This is a genomic window from Actinomadura graeca (assembly GCF_019175365.1).
GTDB lineage: Bacteria > Actinomycetota > Actinomycetes > Streptosporangiales > Streptosporangiaceae > Spirillospora > Spirillospora graeca.
The window spans coordinates 4,292,233-4,309,660 of record NZ_CP059572.1; the positions used below are offsets into that span (position 1 = coordinate 4,292,233).

General features: G+C 71.5%; 16 protein-coding genes. 4 read left to right on the forward strand and 12 right to left on the reverse strand.

Features of this window, described 5'->3' with window-relative positions:
- Nucleotides 1–20: 20 nt before the first annotated feature.
- The 6 genes from AGRA3207_RS18895 to AGRA3207_RS18920 form a co-directional block, all read right to left on the reverse strand.
- The gene (locus AGRA3207_RS18895) at nucleotides 21–1,232 is read right to left on the reverse strand and encodes a DUF4032 domain-containing protein (protein WP_231336046.1); all 1,212 of its coding nucleotides are present in this window, start codon (nucleotides 1,230–1,232) and stop codon (nucleotides 21–23) included.
- Between the two features lie 10 nt (nucleotides 1,233–1,242).
- Nucleotides 1,243–2,517, reverse strand: a complete 1,275-nt coding sequence (locus AGRA3207_RS18900) for an ABC transporter ATP-binding protein (protein ID WP_273700055.1) — start codon at nucleotides 2,515–2,517, stop codon at nucleotides 1,243–1,245.
- A gap of 18 nt (nucleotides 2,518–2,535) precedes the next feature.
- Entirely contained in the window at nucleotides 2,536–3,366 is an 831-nt protein-coding gene (locus AGRA3207_RS18905; RefSeq protein WP_231336047.1) for a carbohydrate ABC transporter permease, read from the reverse strand.
- On the reverse strand, nucleotides 3,366–4,304 hold the full coding sequence (locus AGRA3207_RS18910; protein ID WP_231336048.1) for a carbohydrate ABC transporter permease: 939 nt from the start codon (nucleotides 4,302–4,304) through the stop codon (nucleotides 3,366–3,368). Before AGRA3207_RS18910 ends, AGRA3207_RS18905 begins: the two co-directional genes overlap by 1 nt.
- A gap of 11 nt (nucleotides 4,305–4,315) precedes the next feature.
- Nucleotides 4,316–5,578, reverse strand: a complete 1,263-nt coding sequence (locus tag AGRA3207_RS18915; RefSeq protein WP_231336049.1) for an extracellular solute-binding protein — start codon at nucleotides 5,576–5,578, stop codon at nucleotides 4,316–4,318.
- Between the two features lie 457 nt (nucleotides 5,579–6,035).
- Nucleotides 6,036–7,052, reverse strand: a complete 1,017-nt coding sequence (locus AGRA3207_RS18920; RefSeq protein WP_231336050.1) for a hypothetical protein — start codon at nucleotides 7,050–7,052, stop codon at nucleotides 6,036–6,038.
- A gap of 207 nt (nucleotides 7,053–7,259) precedes the next feature.
- Between AGRA3207_RS18920 and AGRA3207_RS18925 the strand changes: the two genes are divergently transcribed.
- Together AGRA3207_RS18925 and AGRA3207_RS18930 are read left to right on the forward strand one after the other, a co-directional pair.
- Nucleotides 7,260–8,480, forward strand: a complete 1,221-nt coding sequence (locus AGRA3207_RS18925; RefSeq protein WP_231336051.1) for a hypothetical protein — start codon at nucleotides 7,260–7,262, stop codon at nucleotides 8,478–8,480.
- Between the two features lie 27 nt (nucleotides 8,481–8,507).
- Nucleotides 8,508–9,581: a quinone-dependent dihydroorotate dehydrogenase gene (locus AGRA3207_RS18930; RefSeq protein WP_231336052.1), complete on the forward strand. Its 1,074-nt coding sequence runs from the start codon at nucleotides 8,508–8,510 to the stop codon at nucleotides 9,579–9,581.
- A gap of 73 nt (nucleotides 9,582–9,654) precedes the next feature.
- On the opposite strand, the gene AGRA3207_RS18935 is transcribed toward AGRA3207_RS18930, so the two are convergent.
- Nucleotides 9,655–11,244 carry a DUF7059 domain-containing protein gene (locus tag AGRA3207_RS18935; protein WP_231336053.1) on the reverse strand — a complete coding sequence of 530 codons (1,590 nt, stop codon included), beginning with the start codon at nucleotides 11,242–11,244 and terminating at the stop codon, nucleotides 9,655–9,657.
- A gap of 223 nt (nucleotides 11,245–11,467) precedes the next feature.
- Between AGRA3207_RS18935 and AGRA3207_RS18940 the strand changes: the two genes are divergently transcribed.
- Nucleotides 11,468–11,962: a beta-class carbonic anhydrase gene (locus AGRA3207_RS18940; protein ID WP_231336054.1), complete on the forward strand. Its 495-nt coding sequence runs from the start codon at nucleotides 11,468–11,470 to the stop codon at nucleotides 11,960–11,962.
- A 16-nt stretch (nucleotides 11,963–11,978) separates the two neighbouring features.
- Here AGRA3207_RS18940 and AGRA3207_RS18945 read toward each other — a convergent pair whose 3' ends face one another.
- The 3 genes from AGRA3207_RS18945 to AGRA3207_RS18955 form a co-directional block, all read right to left on the reverse strand.
- The gene (locus tag AGRA3207_RS18945; RefSeq protein WP_338028286.1) at nucleotides 11,979–12,842 is read right to left on the reverse strand and encodes an N-acetylmuramoyl-L-alanine amidase; all 864 of its coding nucleotides are present in this window, start codon (nucleotides 12,840–12,842) and stop codon (nucleotides 11,979–11,981) included.
- A 115-nt stretch (nucleotides 12,843–12,957) separates the two neighbouring features.
- Entirely contained in the window at nucleotides 12,958–13,194 is a 237-nt protein-coding gene (locus tag AGRA3207_RS18950) for a hypothetical protein (protein ID WP_231336055.1), read from the reverse strand.
- Between the two features lie 337 nt (nucleotides 13,195–13,531).
- Complete coding sequence (locus AGRA3207_RS18955; RefSeq protein ID WP_231336056.1) at nucleotides 13,532–14,458, reverse strand: LacI family DNA-binding transcriptional regulator; 927 nt, start codon at nucleotides 14,456–14,458, stop codon at nucleotides 13,532–13,534.
- A 472-nt stretch (nucleotides 14,459–14,930) separates the two neighbouring features.
- Here AGRA3207_RS18955 and AGRA3207_RS18960 point away from each other — a divergent pair, with 472 nt between their 5' ends.
- Nucleotides 14,931–15,638 carry a TetR/AcrR family transcriptional regulator gene (locus AGRA3207_RS18960; RefSeq protein ID WP_231336057.1) on the forward strand — a complete coding sequence of 236 codons (708 nt, stop codon included), beginning with the start codon at nucleotides 14,931–14,933 and terminating at the stop codon, nucleotides 15,636–15,638.
- 292 nt (nucleotides 15,639–15,930) lie between these two features.
- Here AGRA3207_RS18960 and bldC read toward each other — a convergent pair whose 3' ends face one another.
- Both bldC and AGRA3207_RS18970 read right to left on the reverse strand, forming a co-directional pair.
- On the reverse strand, nucleotides 15,931–16,134 hold the full coding sequence (gene bldC / locus AGRA3207_RS18965; RefSeq protein ID WP_012850682.1) for a developmental transcriptional regulator BldC: 204 nt from the start codon (nucleotides 16,132–16,134) through the stop codon (nucleotides 15,931–15,933).
- Nucleotides 16,135–16,407: 273 nt separating this feature from the next.
- Nucleotides 16,408–17,286 carry a DUF8083 family protein gene (locus AGRA3207_RS18970; protein ID WP_338028287.1) on the reverse strand — a complete coding sequence of 293 codons (879 nt, stop codon included), beginning with the start codon at nucleotides 17,284–17,286 and terminating at the stop codon, nucleotides 16,408–16,410.
- Nucleotides 17,287–17,428: the final 142 nt, after the last annotated feature.

The window sequence follows — 17,428 nt, forward strand, 5'->3', positions numbered from 1 at the left end:
ACCGATCGTCTCAGACAAGATCAACTTGGCGGCCGTCCGGTCTCGGTCAGGTCCTCGGGGACGGTCGGCAGGACGGAGGCGAAGTAGTCGCGCGCCGCCTCCGAGGTCCCGACGTCGCGGCCCGTGCGTTCCGACAGGAACCAGCGGTGTTCCAGGATCTCGTGGAAGATCTCGACCTCGTCGAGACGGTCGCGGAGGCCCGCCGGGATCGCGCGGACGACTCGCTCGTACACCTCGGCGAGCCACATGTTGGACGCGACCACCTCGGGGACCGGGCCGCCTTTCACCCGTTCCAGGTGACCCCGGTAACCGGCGATGTCGTTCAGGAGGCGGCGCGCCTGGTTCTCCTGCGCGCCGAGGCCGGTCCTGGCCATCAGGATGCGGCGGTGGTGGCCGGGTTCCGCCACGCGCGTGCGGACGCGCAGGCGCGCGCCGCCGGGCCCCGCGTCGACCAGTTCGACCTCGTCGACGTCGAAGCCGAGCGCGTTGATGCGGCGGAGCCGTTCGGCGATGCGGTGGCGCTGGTCGTCCGGGTGCAGGATCTCCTCGCGGGTCAGCTCGTCCCACAGCGCGTCGTAGCGGTGGACGGTGCCGTCGGCGATCCCGACCGGGTCGACGGCGGGCAGCGTCCCGGCGGCGCGCAGGTCGAACAGCTCACCGGCGATGCGCTCGCGGGCCAGGTCGATGTCGTAGCGGCGCTGGCCCTCCGACAGGGACGGGTGCAGCTCGGCCGTCTCCGCGTCGACCAGGTAGGCGGCGAACGCGCCCGCGTCCATGCGGAACAGGACGTTGGACAGCGAGCAGTCCCCCCACATGAAACCCGCCAGGTGGAGGCGGACGAGCAGTTCGACCAGGGCGTCTTGGAGGCGGTCGACGGGGTGGCCGTAGCGGGTGTTGGCGAACAGGGCCCGGTAGGAGCTGGAGTGGTCCAGGAACCGGGTGACGAGGATCGCGTCCAGGCCGGGACGGTCGACGACGATCCCGACCACCTCGACGGCGGGCAGGCCGAGGTCGCGCAGGCGGCGGAGCAGCCGGTACTCGCGGCGGGCGAGCCGCGTGTCCAGCTCCTTCAGCGCGTACACGACCCCGGCCTCGGACACGAACCGGACGGGATGCCGCGACAGCCCCCGCTGCCTGATCTCCACGAGCCGCTCGTCGCTCCATTCCTCCAGCGGCTCGTGCCACGGCAGGTCCAGCAGGCCGGACGCGGCCTCCGCCGGAGGGCTGAACACGAACCGCATGTCAGGGTTCGGCGACGGACGCGCCGTCGGCGGGCGCGGCGTGCTCCCGCTGCGCGCGGCGCTGCGCCTCCCGCGACTCCTCGGCGGCGCGGCCGAGCCGGGCGACGTGCTCCTCGTCCCGGGTGAGGTTCTCGCCGGTGGACGGATCGAAGATGTGGATCCGGGACGTGTCGATCCACAGCTCGGCGTCGCGTCCGGGCGTGATGGCGCTGCCCGCGTCCAGCGCCACGACGGCCTGCGTGCGGAGCTGGTCGCTGTCGAGCTCGCGGGACAGGTCGCGCAGCTGCGCGGCGAGATCCGCGGGCGCCTCGTAGGGGACGTAGGCGTACAGCTCGTTGCCCAGCCACTCGGTGACGTCCACGTGCGCCTGGACGATGCTGCCGCGCCCCTTCTTCTCCTCCCCGACCAGCGACGCGTCCTCGAAGTGCTCCGGGCGGATGCCGACGAGCACCACCTCGCGGCCCTGCACGGCGGCGGCCTTCCGGTCGTCGCGGACCTCGAACCGGCCGAGCGGGGTCTCCAGGAACCTCCCGTCCACGGACGCGGGCAGGAAGTTCATCGACGGCGACCCGATGAACCCCGCCACGAACAGGTTGACGGGCTCCTCGTACAGCTCGCGGGGGCCGCCGACCTGCTGGAGGACGCCCTTGCGCAGCACCGCGACACGGTCGCCGAGCGTCATCGCCTCCGTCTGGTCGTGCGTGACGTACACGGTCGTGACGCCGAGCCGCCGCTGGAGCCGGGAGATCTCGGTGCGCATCTGGCCGCGCAGCTTCGCGTCCAGGTTGGACAGCGGCTCGTCGAACAGGAACGCGTCGGCCTGCCGGACGATCGCGCGGCCCATCGCGACGCGCTGCCGCTGCCCGCCGGACAGGTTCGCGGGCTTGCGCTCCAGGTGCTCGGTCAGCTCCAGCAGCTCCGCCGTCTCGGTGACGCGCCGCCGCACCTCGTCGTCGGAGGTCTTGGCGAGCCGCAGCGGGAACGCGATGTTCTCGTAGACGGTCAGGTGCGGGTAGAGCGCGTAGTTCTGGAACACCATCGACAGGTTCCGCTCGCGCGGCGCGACCCTGTTGACGACCCGGTCGCCGATGAGCATCTCGCCGGAGGTGATGTCCTCCAGCCCGACGATCATCCGCAGCAGCGTGGACTTCCCGCAGCCGGACGGGCCGACCAGGATCATGAACTCGCCGTCCCGGACGTCCAGGGACACCTCGTTCACGGCCGGGAAACCGTCGCCGTACCGCTTGACGATGTTCTTCATGGTGATGGCGGCCATGGTTCTCCCTCTCGGGGCTCAGCCCTTGACGGCGCCGGACGTCAGCCCGGCCACGATGCGGCGCTGGAACGCCAGGACGATGACGACGACGGGCACGGTCACCACCACCGCCGCCGCGCAGATGGCGGTGGTGGGCTGCTCGAACTGGGACGCGCCGGTGAAGAACGCGAGCGCCGCCGGGACGGGACGCGCCTGGTCGGAGGACGTCAGCGAGATCCCGAACACGAAGTCGTTCCAGCAGAAGAAGAAGGTGAGGATCGCGGCGGTGAACACGCCGGGCGCCGCCAGCGGGACGATCACCTTCCGGAACGCCTGCCACGTGGTGGCCCCGTCCACCTGCGCGGCCTGTTCCATCTCCCACGGGATCTCACGGAAGAACGCCGACAGCGTCCAGATCGCGAGCGGCAGCGCGAAGGAGATGTAGGGGATGATCAGGCCGGGCCAGGTGTCGTACAGGCCGATGTCGCGCCACAGGTTGAACAGCGGGCCAACGAGCGACACGACCGGGAACATCGCGATGGCCAGCGCGAACGACAGGATGAGCTTCTTACCGGGAAACTCCAGCCGGGCGATGGCGTAGGCGACGAGCGTCGCGAACACCACCCCGACGAACGTCGCGATCACCGAGATGCCGATCGAGTTGACCAGCGCGGAGGTGAACAGGTCGGTCTTGAAGACCGTCCGGTAGTTCTCCCACGTCCAGTCCTTGGGGAAGAACCCCTTCTGGTTGCCGACCTCGCCGGGCTGCTTGAACGACAGCATCACGATCCACAGGATCGGGAAGACCGTCCAGACGAGGATGAGCAGGGACGCGAGGATCCACAGCCACTTGGAACGGGTGCTCTCCATCACCGGTCACCTCGCACTTGGGACAGGTCCACGCGGAACCCCCGGATGAACACGAACGCGATCAGCACCACCGACAGGAACAGCAGGACGCCGACGGCGTCGCCGAGCCCGATCGCGGTCCGGGTGATCGTCTGCCGGTAGGTGAGGAACGACAGCGTCTCGGTCTTCTGCTGGCCGGCCGTCATGATGAACACGTTGTCGAAGATCCGCCACGCGTCGAGGGTGCGGAACAGCACCGCGACGAGGATCGCGGCCTTCATGTTCGGGATCGTCACCCGGCGCAGCCGCTGCCACGCGGTCGCGCCGTCCACCGTCGCGGCCTCGCCGAGGTCGCGCGGCACCTGCGCCAGCCCGGCGAGCAGCAGCAACGACACGAACGGGGTCGTCTTCCAGATCTCCGACAGGATGATCACGAACAGGGACGACCAGCGGCCCGAGAACCAGGCGTAGTCGCCGAGCCCGAACCAGGAGTTCACGAACCCCGACTGGAGGTCGAACGCGTATCGCCACGCGAACGCCGAGATGACGGTGACGATCCCGTACGGCAGCAGGATCGCGGTGCGGACGGTCCGGCGCGCGAACAGCGCCCGGTGCATCACCATCGCGAGCCCGAACCCGATGACGAGCTCCACGGCGACCGTGACGAACGTGATGAAGAACGTGGTGAACACGTCCTGCCAGAACAGGGGGTCCGACAGGGCCGTCCAGTAGTTGGCGAGGCCGACGAAGCGCTTGTCGTCCGGCGCGGTGATCCGGTAGCTGAACAGCGACAGGTACAGCGCGTTGATCAGCGGGTACGCGGTCACCAGCAGCATGACGAGCACGGCGGGCGCCGACAGCAGCAGCCCGAGACGGCGTTCGGCGCGGCTCCGGTCGGAGATCTCCGCGCGCCCGGCCCTGCTCTGCCCGGGGGCCGGCGCGCTGTGCACTGCGGTCATCTTCCGTCCCTTCAGAGCAGCGCCTGGTCGCGCAGGACCTGGCGGATGAATTCCGCGGACCGGGCCGGCGTCGTGTTGGGGTCGACCGAGGCGGGCGGGTGCCAGCGGCTCAGCACGGCACCGGACACGTCGGTGTAGTAGGGGGTGATGGGACGGGGCGCCGCGGCGTTGATGGAGTCGCGGATCAGCCCGGCCATCGGGAACTCCTTCTTGATCTCCGGGTCGTCGTAGACCGCGGCGCGGGCCGCCGGGTTACCCGAGTCGATCATGTACTTCTTCATGTTCTCGGTGGAGGTGATGCACCTGACGGCCTCGACGGAGAAGGTGTCCTTGTACTTGCCGTACGCGCCGATGCCGAGCTCGATGCCGCCGAACGGCGGCTTGCTCTCCTGGTTCGCGTTCACCCTCGGGTAGCGGGCCCAGTCGAGGTCGGCCGGGATGCGCTTGTCGATGACGCCGTCCTTGGCGTCGCCGTTCTCGGCCCGCCAGATGTAGCCCCAGTTGACCATGAACCCGCCGCGCGGCCCGTTCAGCAGCGACCTCGCCTGCTCCTCGATGTCGGTGGACAGCGTCGGGCTCGCGGCGCTGGACCGGGCGAGCTTGCGGATGATCGCGGCGGCCTGCCGTCCGGCCGGCGAGTCGATGTCGATGGTGGCGTCGTCGCCCTTCTCGGCGTCACTGATGATCCGCCCGCCGGCGGACGCGATGAGGGCGTTGATCCACACCATGTAGCCCTCGTACTTGTTGCCCTGCGCGCCGACCGTCGTCCCGGAGCGCACGGCGCCGTCGATGAGCTCGTTCCACGTGAAGCCGGGCGCCTTCGGATCGATGCCGGCCTTCTTCGCGGCGGACTTGCGGTACCAGAGCAGCTGCGTGTTCGCCCAGAACGGCGCCGCGTACAGCCTGCCCTCCCACGTCGAGTTCTGGACGGCGGGCGGGAACACCCCCTCGGTGAACCGGGCCGCCTCGCCCGCCGGGAACGGGCGCAGGAACCCGGCGTTGGCGGCCTCCGCCACGTACACCGGGTCCAGGCTCATGATGTCGAGCCCGGAGTCCTTCGCGGCCAGCCGCCGGACGAGCTGCTCGCGCTGCTGCGTCGCGTCGTTGGGCAGCACCGACGTCTTGATCCGGTACTTGCCGCCGGACGCCTGCGTGCACGCCGCGGCGAGCTTGGCCTGGCCGCCGTCGTCGGGATTGATGTACCAGTTCAGCGTGGGGGTGCCGCCACCGCCGGAACACGCCGTGAGGCCACCGGCCAGCACGGTCAGCGCCACCGCCGCGCGCAGCGGGCCGCCACCCCGGCCGCCTCTGCGGCCACCCCCCCGGCCACGGGCCGCCCTGCCCCGCCGCCTGCCCCTCTCCACTCGTCCGGCTCGTCGGACTCGCTTGACCATCGGGCCTCCCGAAGCCACCCACCATGGGCGGGCACTTCGCCGGGCCGCGTCCATGGCGGAACCGATCTCCATTCGAACACCGGATCAGGTGACTGTCGAGATCCGGAGCGTGATCGGCGAGGGAAACCTGCCCACAGGCAACGATGTCCACACCCGTGTCAGCGGATTTCACGGACATGCGGGCATGAAGGAAGGCGCGGAAGCCTCGCGGACCCCGACCGACCCACGAGTCTTCCGCGCCTTCGTCTGTGGGACCGGTTCGCGCCCGCGACGGGGGTCGGGCGCTGTGCCGGGTCCGGCACGGTGCCGGCGGCTCAGCGGCCGCCGGGTGAACGGATCAGTAGCCTCCACCCGATCCGTAGCCTCCGTCGCCACCGGACCCGCCGGAGCCGCCGGAGCCGCCGCCGGTGGCGATGGCCTTCTTGCCCTCAGGGGTGCTGACCCACCACACCCCGCCGACGCCCTGTCCCTTGGTGTCGCCGGGCTGCTGGTCCTTGGCGAAGTAGTACATCGGCCAGCCGTTGATGGTGAGCTGGCACTTGCCGTCGTCCGCACGCTCGATGAAGTTGACGTTCTTCTTGCTGACGCCCTCCAGCTTGAGCTTCTTCCACCCGTTGAAGACCGCCGGCGGCCATGCCTTCTTGCAGGCGCCGAAGCACGTCGTCTTCCCCGACTTGGGGGTGTCCTTGTCGAAGCGGTAGAGCGTGTTGCCCTTCCCGTCGGTGGCGATCAGGCCGAGCTTCGGGTCCTGCCGGACCTTGAGGACCGTCCAGCCCGCCCAGCGGTTGTTCGCGGGGGCCTCCGGCTCCTTCTCCGGCTTCGCCGCGGCGAGCGCCTTCTTGCCGTTCGGCGCGGCCGCGTACCAGGTGCCGCCCACGCCCTGGCCCTTCACGTCGCCGGGGCTCTGGTCCTTGGCGTACTTGTACAGCGGCCACCCGTCGAGCGTGACCTGCCACTTGCCGTCGGGCCGCTTGACCTTGCCGACCAGCGACTGCTTGACGCCCTTGACCTCGGGCTCCTCACTGGTCGCCCACACCGGCGGCCACGCCTTCGCGCACGCGTCCATGCACGTGGACGCGGGGGGCCGGGCGGTGTCGTTGTCGAAGCGGTACAGCGTCTTGCCCTCGCCGTCCGTGACGACCTTGCCGAGCTTGGTGACGCTCGCGACCTCCAGGACGGTCGGCTCCGGCAGCGGCTCCGACGGCTCGGCGGACGGTTCCGCGGAGGGGCTCTGCTTGGATCCCGCGGCGGCGTTCTGCTGGCTCCCCGACTTCTCCTGCCCGCATGCCGTGAGCACCACCCCGGTGGCGGTCAGGGCGGCCGCGGCGGGGATCGCCCAACGTGGGAATTTCATCATGTCCTCCTGTCGATCTGAGTTCCGGCTCCGGTCCGGTTCCCGTACGGCGATCGAGGCGGAGCGGCCGCACCGCTCCTCCGGATCGTGGGGCAGTACGGTGACGGGCGCGAAACGGGTTCAACCCGGCCTCCGGGAGGGGAACCCATCGCCGTCCGGACAGGTCGAATTCCCATCGAGCAACTTTCGACCGTTCCGAGGTGTGATGTGGCGACCGCCCGACCCCCCAAGGACGGCCGTCGCACGCAGGACGACCCTGCGGGCGCGGGCGTCCCCGTCAGCCTCCGCAAGACGCCCGCCCCCGTGGCCGGGCCCGGTACGCCGGGGACCGGCAGGGCTGAACCGTCCGGTCCGGCGTGGCTCGTCGTGCCCGTGCGGGTGGTCGCGCTCGTGGTCGTGGTCCCGCTCCGGCTCGGCTATGACCTGATCCGACTCGCGGGCCGCGGCGTCGCCGCCGTCCTGCGGGGACTGCTGCTGATCCCGGCCGGAATCGGCCGGATCCTCGCCCGCGCCTGGAACGCGTTCTACGGCGGGGTGCTCGCGCCGCTCGGACGCCTGGCGGCTGCCGTCGCCCGCGGGCTCGGTGCGGGCGTCGCCTGGCTGTTCGACGTCTTGGTCGTCCGGCTGCTCGTCCGGCCTTTGCGGTGGCTCGCGGTCGTGCTGTCGCTCGGCCTGCTGCGCCTCCTCGGCCGGGGGACAGGACGGCTGGCCCGCTGGTTCCACCGTGTCCTGCTGTCCCCCGCCGGACGGTTCCTCGCCCGGCTCGGCAGGGCGATCGCGGTGGGTACCGGCTGGGTACTGGCCGTCTTCGTGGTGCTGCCTGCCGTCATCTTGTGGCGCTATGTGCTGCGGCCGCCGCTGCTCGGCCTCGCCTGGGTGTTCCGCGTCGTCGGCCAAGGCATCGCCTGGGCGGCCCGGGGCATCGGCGCCGGACTCGCCTGGGCGGGCCGCGGCTTGCTTTGGGTGGGGCGCGGGTTCGTTTGGGTGGGACGTGGCTTGGGTTGGGTGGGACGCGGCGTCGGTCGGCTTCTCGCCTCTGTGGGGAGTGTCGTCGCCGACGGCTGGAACACGTTCTGGTCCGCCGTGGCATGGTCGTGGCGGCTGCTCGGGCGGGGGCTGGCCTGGCTGGGACGCGTCCTGTTCGTCCCGCCCGCCCGTTTCGTGTACCGATATGTCCTCGCGCCGCTCGGACGCGCCGCCGCCGGAACATGGCGGCTCGCTGCGCGCGTGCTGCGCCGGCTGTGGTGGACGCTCGCCGTCTCCCCCGCCCGCTGGGTCGGGACGAGCGTCCTGCGTCCCGCCGGGCGTGGGGTGCGCGCGGCCTGGCGTGTCTCGGTCGGCGACCCCATCCGCATGGTCCGCCGGACGGTGCGCGAGACGGGCCGGGAGGTGCGCCTGACGCTCCGCCGGACCTTCCTCGGCCGCTGACCGGAGCGGCTGGGATACTGGCGGGCGATGTATCGACTTCTCTTCTCACGCGTCATCACCCGGGTACCGGCGGAGACCGTCCACCACCTCACGCTGCGGGGGCTGCGCGCGATCCAGGCCGTTCCCGGTGCCGCGCCGCTGCTGCGCCGCGTCCTCGCGCCGCGGGACCCCGCGCTGGCCGTCCGGGCGCTGGGCCTGGACTTCCCCAGCCCGCTCGGACTCGCCGCCGGGTTCGACAAGGACGCCCTCGCCTACGAGGCGCTCGGCGCGTTCGGGTTCGGCCACGTCGAGGTCGGGACGGTCACCGGCCGCGGCCAGCCCGGCAACCCGCGCCCGAGGCTGTTCCGCCTCGTCGCCGACCGGGCGGTCATCAACCGCATGGGCTTCAACAACGAGGGCTCCGAGGCCGCCGCGCGCCGGCTGCGGCACCGCCGCCCGGGGACGATCGTCGGGGTCAACATCGGCAAGACCAAGGCCGTCCCGGAGGGCGAGGCCGCCGCCGACTACGTGGCGAGCACCGAGCGGCTCGCCCCGCACGCCGATTACCTGGTCGTGAACGTCAGCTCCCCCAACACACCCGGGCTGCGCGACCTCCAGGCGGTCGAGCACCTGCGGCCGCTGCTCTCGGCCGTCCGCGAGGCCGCCGACCGCTCGTCCCCGCGCCGCGTCCCGCTGCTGGTCAAGATCGCCCCGGACCTCGCCGACGAGGACGTCGACGCCGTCGCCGACCTCGCCCTCGAACTCGGGCTGGACGGCATGATCGCCGCCAACACCACCATCGGGCGGGAGGGCCTGCGCAGCGAGGCGGGCCTGGTGAAGGAGACCGGCGGCCTGTCGGGCGCCCCGCTCAAGGACCGGTCCCTGGACGTCCTGCGCCGCCTGCGCGCCCGCACGGGCGACCGTCTCGTCCTGATATCGGTGGGCGGTGTCGAGACCGCCGACGACGTCTGGGAGCGCGTCCGCGCCGGGGCGACGCTCGTCCAGGGCTACACCGGCATGATCTACGGCGGCCCGCTGTGGGCCCACCGGCTCAACCGCGGCCTGTCCCGGCGCCTGCGGGGCAGCGCCTTCCCCACGATCGCCGCCGCCCGCCGCCCCTGACGCCCCGAGCCGCCCGCCGCCGACGCCTCGGGCAGGCTGCCTCGACCGCCTAGGGCATGCGGCCGCCAGCGCCTCAGGGGACCTCGAAGAACCCGTCCGCGATCAGCTCGGGCAGGACGGCGGCCGCGTGCGCGCGCACCTCGTCGGGGTCCATGCCGGTGAGCCGGGCTATCGCGTCCAGCAGGGGGTCCAGCGGGAGGGTGCCGTCGCAGACGCTGGCGAGCGCGGCCTCGACCGTGCCGACGCCCGCCGCGCGCCGCAGCCGTCCGGACTGCCGCAGGACGATCCGCTCCGGGTCCTCGGCGCCGGGCTCGCCGATCTGCTCCTGGACGATCCCGGGAGCCGCACGCAGCACCGGCTGTCCACAGACTGTGGAAAACTTTTCCGCCGCGGCGAGCCCGTCCAGGACATGATCCACGTACGCTCCGGCGGGCTGCTCGACGGCATGCCGGATCTCCTCCACCCTGACGGCGGGCCGGTCCGCCCCGGACCGCCGCAACGTGATCCATCCGAAGCCGACGCCCGTCACGCCCTGGCGTTCGAAGTGGCCGAGCCACGCCTCGTACCGGGCGTGGTACTCGGGCGTCCCGGCCTCGCAGGAGTCGCGCAGCCACAGCTCCGCGTACTCGGCCGGGTCCTGCACCTCCCGCTGCACGATCCACGCGTCGCAGGCCGACTCCCGCGCCCAGGCGCCGACGCGCTCGTCCCACGGCACACCCTCGACATGCAGCCAGTTGGCCAGCAGCTGGACGTGCCCGCCGTCGTCCAGCAACGCGGGCGCCTCGGTGACGAGCCGGCGGCAGAAGTCGTCGCCCGGCAGCCCCGACTCCCGGTAGGTGAACCTTCGGCCACCGTCGCCGGACGGCGCGACGACGAACGGCGGATTCGAGACGATCAGGTCGAACCGCCGCCGCCGGACCGGCTCCAGGAACGGCCCCTCAAGGAGTTCGACGCCGTCCGCGCCGGAGAGCGCGAAGCTCATCGCGGCCAGCTTCAGGGCGCGCGGGTTGACGTCCGTGGCCGTGATCCGCGCGGACGGGTTCCGCGCCGCCAGGTGCAGCGCCTGGACGCCGCATCCCGTCCCGAGATCGAGGATGTTGTCCACAGCCCTGTGGACAACCAGCCGCGCGAGGCTGCCTGAAGCACCGCCCGCCCCCACCACATGATCGGACGGGACGACGCGCCCCGAGCCGGGCCGCACTTTCAGATCCGAGACCGCGTACCCGGCGTGCCCGTCACGGCCTCGGCAACGATCCCCGCCGTCGCCGTCCTCCCCACCGCCGTCGCCGTCCTCCATGCCGCCGTCGCCGAGCTCGCCGCCGCCGTCCCCGCCGCCGTCCACCGACTCCAGCGGCTCCACGTGCAGCAGCGCCCGCACCTCGCCGCCCGACACCTCCGCCAACCCGGCCGCGACGAGAGCGTCCACCGGCAGGGCGGCGGCATCGAGGGCTTTCACGTCCACGGGGACCTGGAGCCAGAACAGCCGGGTCAGCGCCTCCAGCGGCGACCCGCCACGCGTGGCGCGCAGCGCCGGGACGATCTCGTCGCGCGCCAGCGCACCGCCCGCCACGGGGCCGAGCAGGCCGCGCACGGCGTCCACGGTGTAGTCCGCCCCGTCCAGGACGGCACGGACGCGGTCGAGGGGCGCACGAAGATCAGGCACCCGCCCATACTGCCCGCCGCGGGCCTGTCCGTGTCCCGTCCACGCCCTGTCCGTGTCCCGTCCGCGCCATGTCCGCGTCACGTCCGCGCGGCCGATCCACGGCCCATCCGCTGCCAGGGGACTCTCACTGCGAGTCCCCGCCGTGTTACCCATTGACTCTACTGGTTTAATCGGAAATCCTCGTTACGCAGCACGTCATCCGGCCCGAGTGAACGGAACCACCATGAGCGTGACGGACGAACTCCTCGCCAACGCGGAGCGCTACGCCGCATCCTTCGACAAGGGCGACCTCCCCCTGCCTCCCGGCAAGGGCGTCGCCGTCGTCGCCTGCATGGACGCGCGCCTCAACCCCTACGGCGTCCTCGGCCTCACCGAGGGCGACGCGCACGTGATCCGCAACGCCGGGGGCGTGATCACCGCCGACGGGCGCCGCAGCCTCGCCATCAGCCAGCGGCTCCTCGGCACCCGCGAGATCATCCTGATCCACCACACCGACTGCGGCATGCTGACCTTCACCGACGACGCGTTCAAGGCCGACATCCAGCGCGAGACCGGCCTCAAGCCCGACTGGTCCGCCGAGGCGTTCGGCGACCTGGACGAGGACGTCCGCCAGTCGATCGGACGCGTCCGGTCCGACCCGTTCATCCCGCACACCGACCAGGTCCGCGGCTTCGTCTACGAGGTGGAGACCGGCCGCCTGCGCGAGGTGAAGGGCTGACGGGAGGGCGGCGCGGTCAGCCGAAGTAGGACGCGAAACCCTTGGCCAGGGACTCGGCTATGCGCTGCCTGAACGGCGCGCTGGAGAGCTTGGCCGCGTCGCCCGCGTTGCGCATGTTGCCGCACTCGATGAAGACCTTCGGCACCGTGGACAGGTTCAGGCCGCCGAGATCGTCGCGCCTGTCCAGGGCCTTCTCACCGATGTAGGTGGAGTACGGGACGCCGGTGCCCGAGTGGTAGGCGTCGCGCAGAATCCTGCCCAGCCTGAGCGAGGCGGGCACCGCCTTAGCGTTGTGCCCCTTCACCGCGATCGGCTCGATGATGTGGAAGCCGTGGCCGGACGCGGGGGCGCCGTCCGCGTGGACCGACAGCGCGGCGTCGGCGCCCAGCCGGTTCCCGATGGCGGCGCGCTCGGTGATGCACGGCCCCACACCGGTGTCGTTCGTGCGGGTCAGCGTCACCTTCGCGCCCTTCGCCCGCAGCAGCTTGGCGAGCCGGTTCGAGACGTCCCAGGTGAAGGCGTGCTCGTCGTATCCGGCGTTCGTGCTGGTACCGGACGTGTCGCACGCCTTGCTGCCGTTGCCGATCTGCACCTGCTTGTTGATCTCGGACGGGTGCGAGGCGTTGCCGCCGTTGTGCCCGGGATCGATGACGATCACCTTGCCTCGCAGGGAGGAGCCGTCCGCCGCCCCGGGCTTCGCCGGGTCCGCGGGGTCAGCCGGGTCCGCGCCCGTGGCGTTCTGCGGCGTGGTGGCGCCCACGGTCGGCGGGGGCGCAGCGTCGCCCTTCGCCTGGCCCCCGGACGAGCCGCCGCACGCCGCGAGGACGCCGAGGCACAGCGCGAGACCGGCGAGCGCCGGGCCGCCTCGATGGATGCGCACAGGGCCGTCCTCCGTGATGACTTCGTTACCGACCCTGACAGTCTGCACACGGACCGGAGTTCGTCAAACGAGGTTCCGGGAAAATAGAGCGGCAAGGCCACACCACACCATCGGCTCAGCGCAGGTGGTCCTCCTTGCCGAGCAGCGCGGCGAGCGCCCGCGCCTCGTCGGCGTCCAGGCCCAGCACCACCCGGGGCCGTCCCCACGGATGGTCGATCGAATGGGCGACGTAGCTGGCGACGGACTCCGAGACCTGCTCGGCCAGCCCGCGCGCGTGCCGCCACTCCGACCACGCGCGTTCCAATTCGTTCGCCGCGCGCTGCGCGCACGACACCAACTCCGGATCACGCACGAGCTGAACCCCCCTGGGTGAACACGACCCTTCCCCGTGTCCGCGCGGCGGAGCCCGCACGGGCGGCCTCGGCCCGAGGCCGCCCGGAGCCGGTTTCCGGCCCGCCGAACGGTGAGTCCATTAACCCCCCGGCGGCGGTCCGGGGCCCGGCGAATGCGGCAGGCTTGGCCGTGCTGTTACCGGGGGCGCACCAGTTCGAGGAACGGGCGACCCCATGTGCGCATGCGCGCGACCGGCCGTCGCCTCGGATGGAACGAAGTCGGGGAGCGTGGAGCGGGCGGAGGGCCGGGGGAGAAGGCGGGGGCGGAGGCGGCCGGAACCCGTCCGGCCGTGGCCACTACAGGACGGGCGCGGGGCCCGTCGTCGACCGCACCACCAGATGCGGGACGACGAGGTTCTGCCGGGCGCCGCGTGCGGGATCGCCGATCCGCGCGGTGAGCAGTTCGGCGGCCACCCGGCCCATGTCCCTGCGAGGCTGGTCCACGCTCGTCAGGGAGATGTGCCGGATCGCGGCGAGGTGGGTGTTGTCGTAGCCGACGATCGACAGCTGCGAGGGGACCGGCGTCTCCATCTCGTCCGCCGCCGACAGCGCACCCGTCGCGACCAGGTCGTTCGGCGCGAAGATCGCCGTCGGACGGGGGTCGCGGCGCAGCAGCGCGCGGGTGGCCCGGTAGCCGCCCTCCTCGGTGAAGTCGCCCGGCTCCACCACGATCTCGTCCGTCAGGCCGTGCCGCCGCATGGCCTTCTCGTACCCGGCGCGGCGGTACCGCGCGGTCGTCGAGCGGGCCCCCTCGATGTGCGCGATCCGCCGGTGGCCCAGGTCGACGAGGTGGTCGACGGCGAGGCTCGCGCCCAGTTCGTCATCGTCGACCACGATGTCCACCCCGACGACGTCCCGCTCGCCGACGACGACCACCGGGACGCTGGCCGCGGCCTCCTTCAGCGACTCGGGGACGACACTGAGCAACACCAGCCCGTCCACCCGCATCTCCAGGAACGCCTCGACCGCCTCCGCCTCGAACAGCGGATCCCACCGTCCGCTGCCGACCAGCATCCGCAATCCCGCACCGTGCAGGCTCTCCTGAAGCCCGTCCAGGAACTCGGCGAAGAAGGGGTTGTGCAAGTCGGCCACGATCGCGCCGATCAATCTGGTACGTCCTTCAACGAGGCTTCGCGCCACGGCGTTGGGCCGGTAGCCGAGCTCACGGGCGGCCTGCAGGACGGCCTGCCGCCGGCGTTCGCTCACGTGCGGTGACCCCCGCATGACAAGGGAGACAAGGGATTTCGACACTCCGGCACGCTCGGCGACGTTGCGGATGGTCGGTTTCGGCGCGGGCACGGACCTCCCCTCATCGCGCGCCGGAGGAGAGGTACCGTCGCGCGGCGGGGGGACCGCGCCCTCTCCTAGCATCGGCCTGTTGTGCGGGGGATTTCCTTCGCCAGCTGACATGGCACTCCGTCCAGGGGGGCTGCAGGACTTGCCGCCAACAGCGCTCCGGACCCAATCCAGGGGAGGTCTCGGCGCGCCTCCTCCGCTCCGGGAGGAGATGCCATGATGCCTCGCCTTCACCCCATATCGTCGCAACAGTGAGTAACGGGCATCCGCGAATGGCAGTTCGGGGCGGTGGTGTCCTGGATCACAACCGTGCACCGGCATGATCACGGCACGGTGCGCGCCGCACCGGGCGGCCGATCCGCGCGGCGGGCGGCGCTCCGGCCTCGGATACGCTGCCCAGGTGGGAGATCGCGCAGTGGCCGGCGCGAAGACGCGGGGCCGGCAGAGGAGCCAGCAGGGCGGCGGGCGAGGCCGCCGCAGGCTCACCGTCGACGAGCGGCGTGACGAGCTGATCGAGGCGGCCCTGCAGCTGTTCAGCACCCGCCCGCCCGAGGACATCTCGATCGACGACGTCGCGGCCGCAGCGGGCGCCTCCCGCGCGCTGGTCTACCACTACTTCGGCGGCAAGTACGAGCTGTACGTCGCGGCGCTCGGCAGCGCCGCCAAGCAGCTGTCCGTCCTGCTCGAACCGCCCACCGAGGGCAAGCCCCTGGAACGGCTGAGCATCTCGCTGGAGCGCTACTTCGACTTCGTCGAGAGCCATGCGGCCGGGTACGCGGCCCTTCTGCGCGGCGGCCCCGCGGACCGCTCCGGCGAGGTCGGCGAGATCGTCGACGGCATCCGCCGGCTCCTCCTCGACCGCATCCTGCACTCACTGAACGTGGAGACCCCGCAGCCCATCCTGCGCATCACGCTGCGTTCCTGGATGGCCGCCGTGGAGACCGCCGGCCTGGACTGGCTGGAGAACCGCGATGTGACCCGTCCCGAGCTGGAACGCCTGCTCGTGGACCATCTCGTCGTCATGCTCCGCGTGGCCGGGCGCCACGATCCGGGCACCGGCGCCCTCTTCGACCGCCTCGCCCAGAAGGAGCTCGGCCCGCAACCCTGAGGGCCCTATCTGTCCTCTTGTGGTCGCGGCCGTCCTCCGTGTCCCAAAACCCTGACATCCCACGATGGTCCGCGTCGTCCCGCGGACATGCGGATGTCCCGCCCGCAGGATGCGGGCGGGACTCCCGATGAACGATGTGCGGTCCGGGACCGCGATTCTCGGATGACCGTGGTCCCGGGCCGTTCGCCCAGGAGACCTCTGAACCGTCCTCGCGCGAAATCGACGTGCGAGGCCGTCCAGCGGTCTCCTGACCCCCCTGGTGCTCCGGCGGGTACGCCGCCGGTCGGAGTCGCTACTCCGAACGCTGCTGCGGGATTCCCGCCAGCAGCGCCCGCACCTCCGCTTCGCGGTAACGGCGGTGCCCCCCGAGCGTGCGGATGGACGTGAGCTTCCCCGCCTTCGCCCATCGCGTGACGGTCTTGGGGTCGACGCGGAACATCGTCGCCACCTCCGCCGGCGTCAGCAGGGGCTCGGCCTCTGGCGTACGTGCTGACATGTTTGCGGCCTCTCCTCCGTGGACCGATGACAGCGATCCTGCGGTTGATCCTCGCGCGGTCACTGATGTCCCCTATGGCCCGAAAGAGCCACTATGACATCACAACGTGTAACCTTGCCACCACTCAGCGCAACAAGCAAGTTCCTGGCGGTAGTTGCGTGCAAACATCCCCGCGGACGCGGGGAGCTGCGCGTGTCCACTGAGCAACGGGTCACGCTGCGTGATTCTAGCGACACGTATAGTCGTATCGCGCGCTGATTCGGGAAATTTGTTTTAGTTCGCCGTTTCGAGGGCCCTGACGGGCCTCCAGCGCGCGAGGAGCCGCTTGTACATCGCGACGGCCAGCTCGGCCTCGCCGCGCTCCATCGCGGCGAGCGCCACGGCCATCTCGGCCACCGACTCGTCCGACTGGAGCGTCCGGTCGTCCAGGAGGTGGACGAGGCCGCCGTAGTCCAGCTCGACCAGCGCCCGCGGGTGGAACACGCCGAGCCACCGGCCGAGGGCCTCCAGCCGCCCGGCCGACAGCGGGACCGCGCCCGCGGCGCCGTCACCGAGCGTGCCGCTGACGACGGGCAGGGCGTCCGCGACGCGGCGGCGCGCCTCCCCCATCGAGGTGACGTAGATGAGGGTACGCGCACGGGCGGCCGTAGCAGGGCCATGACCTGCGTGTTCCTGCAAAGCATCGGCCGTCCTCCGGTAGCCGGTGCCCGGGGCGCCCAGCATCAGGCACCGCTCAGCGCGCGCGAACGGCACGAACCACGCCAGCGGGACGTGCCACACGTCCGTCTGGATGTGCGGGTGCAACGACCGTCCGGACTGCTTCCAGTGCTCGAACTCGCGGGCCGCCTGCTCGGCCACCGTCGGCGGGACGAAGGCGGCCGCCACGTCCGCGGACCGCTCGTCCCTGAACCGCTCGAACGCCAGCCAGGAGCGCAGCCGCGTCTCCCACGGGCACACGAAGATCATGTCGTCCGAGCGCCGTACGTAGGCGTCCCTGCTCTCCCGGTCCGGGACGATCTCGGGCGGCGAGGCGGTGAGCCGCCGGGCCGCGGCCCGGTGCTCGGACCCGAGCGCGTGGATCCGCCGCGGGCGCCGTCTGGAGTCGGCGTAGACCGTCCAGAGGGTCCGGGCGGGCTCGGGGAAGGCGGTCACCGGTTCGTATACCCGTAGGTACGCGGAGTACGGAAACACCACCGCATGGTGACACGAGACTTCCCGCGGCGACGGCGCCTCACGGCCACCGAGACGGGCGTGTTACCTCCCGCGAACCTCTGACCACGCCCTCTTGATCATG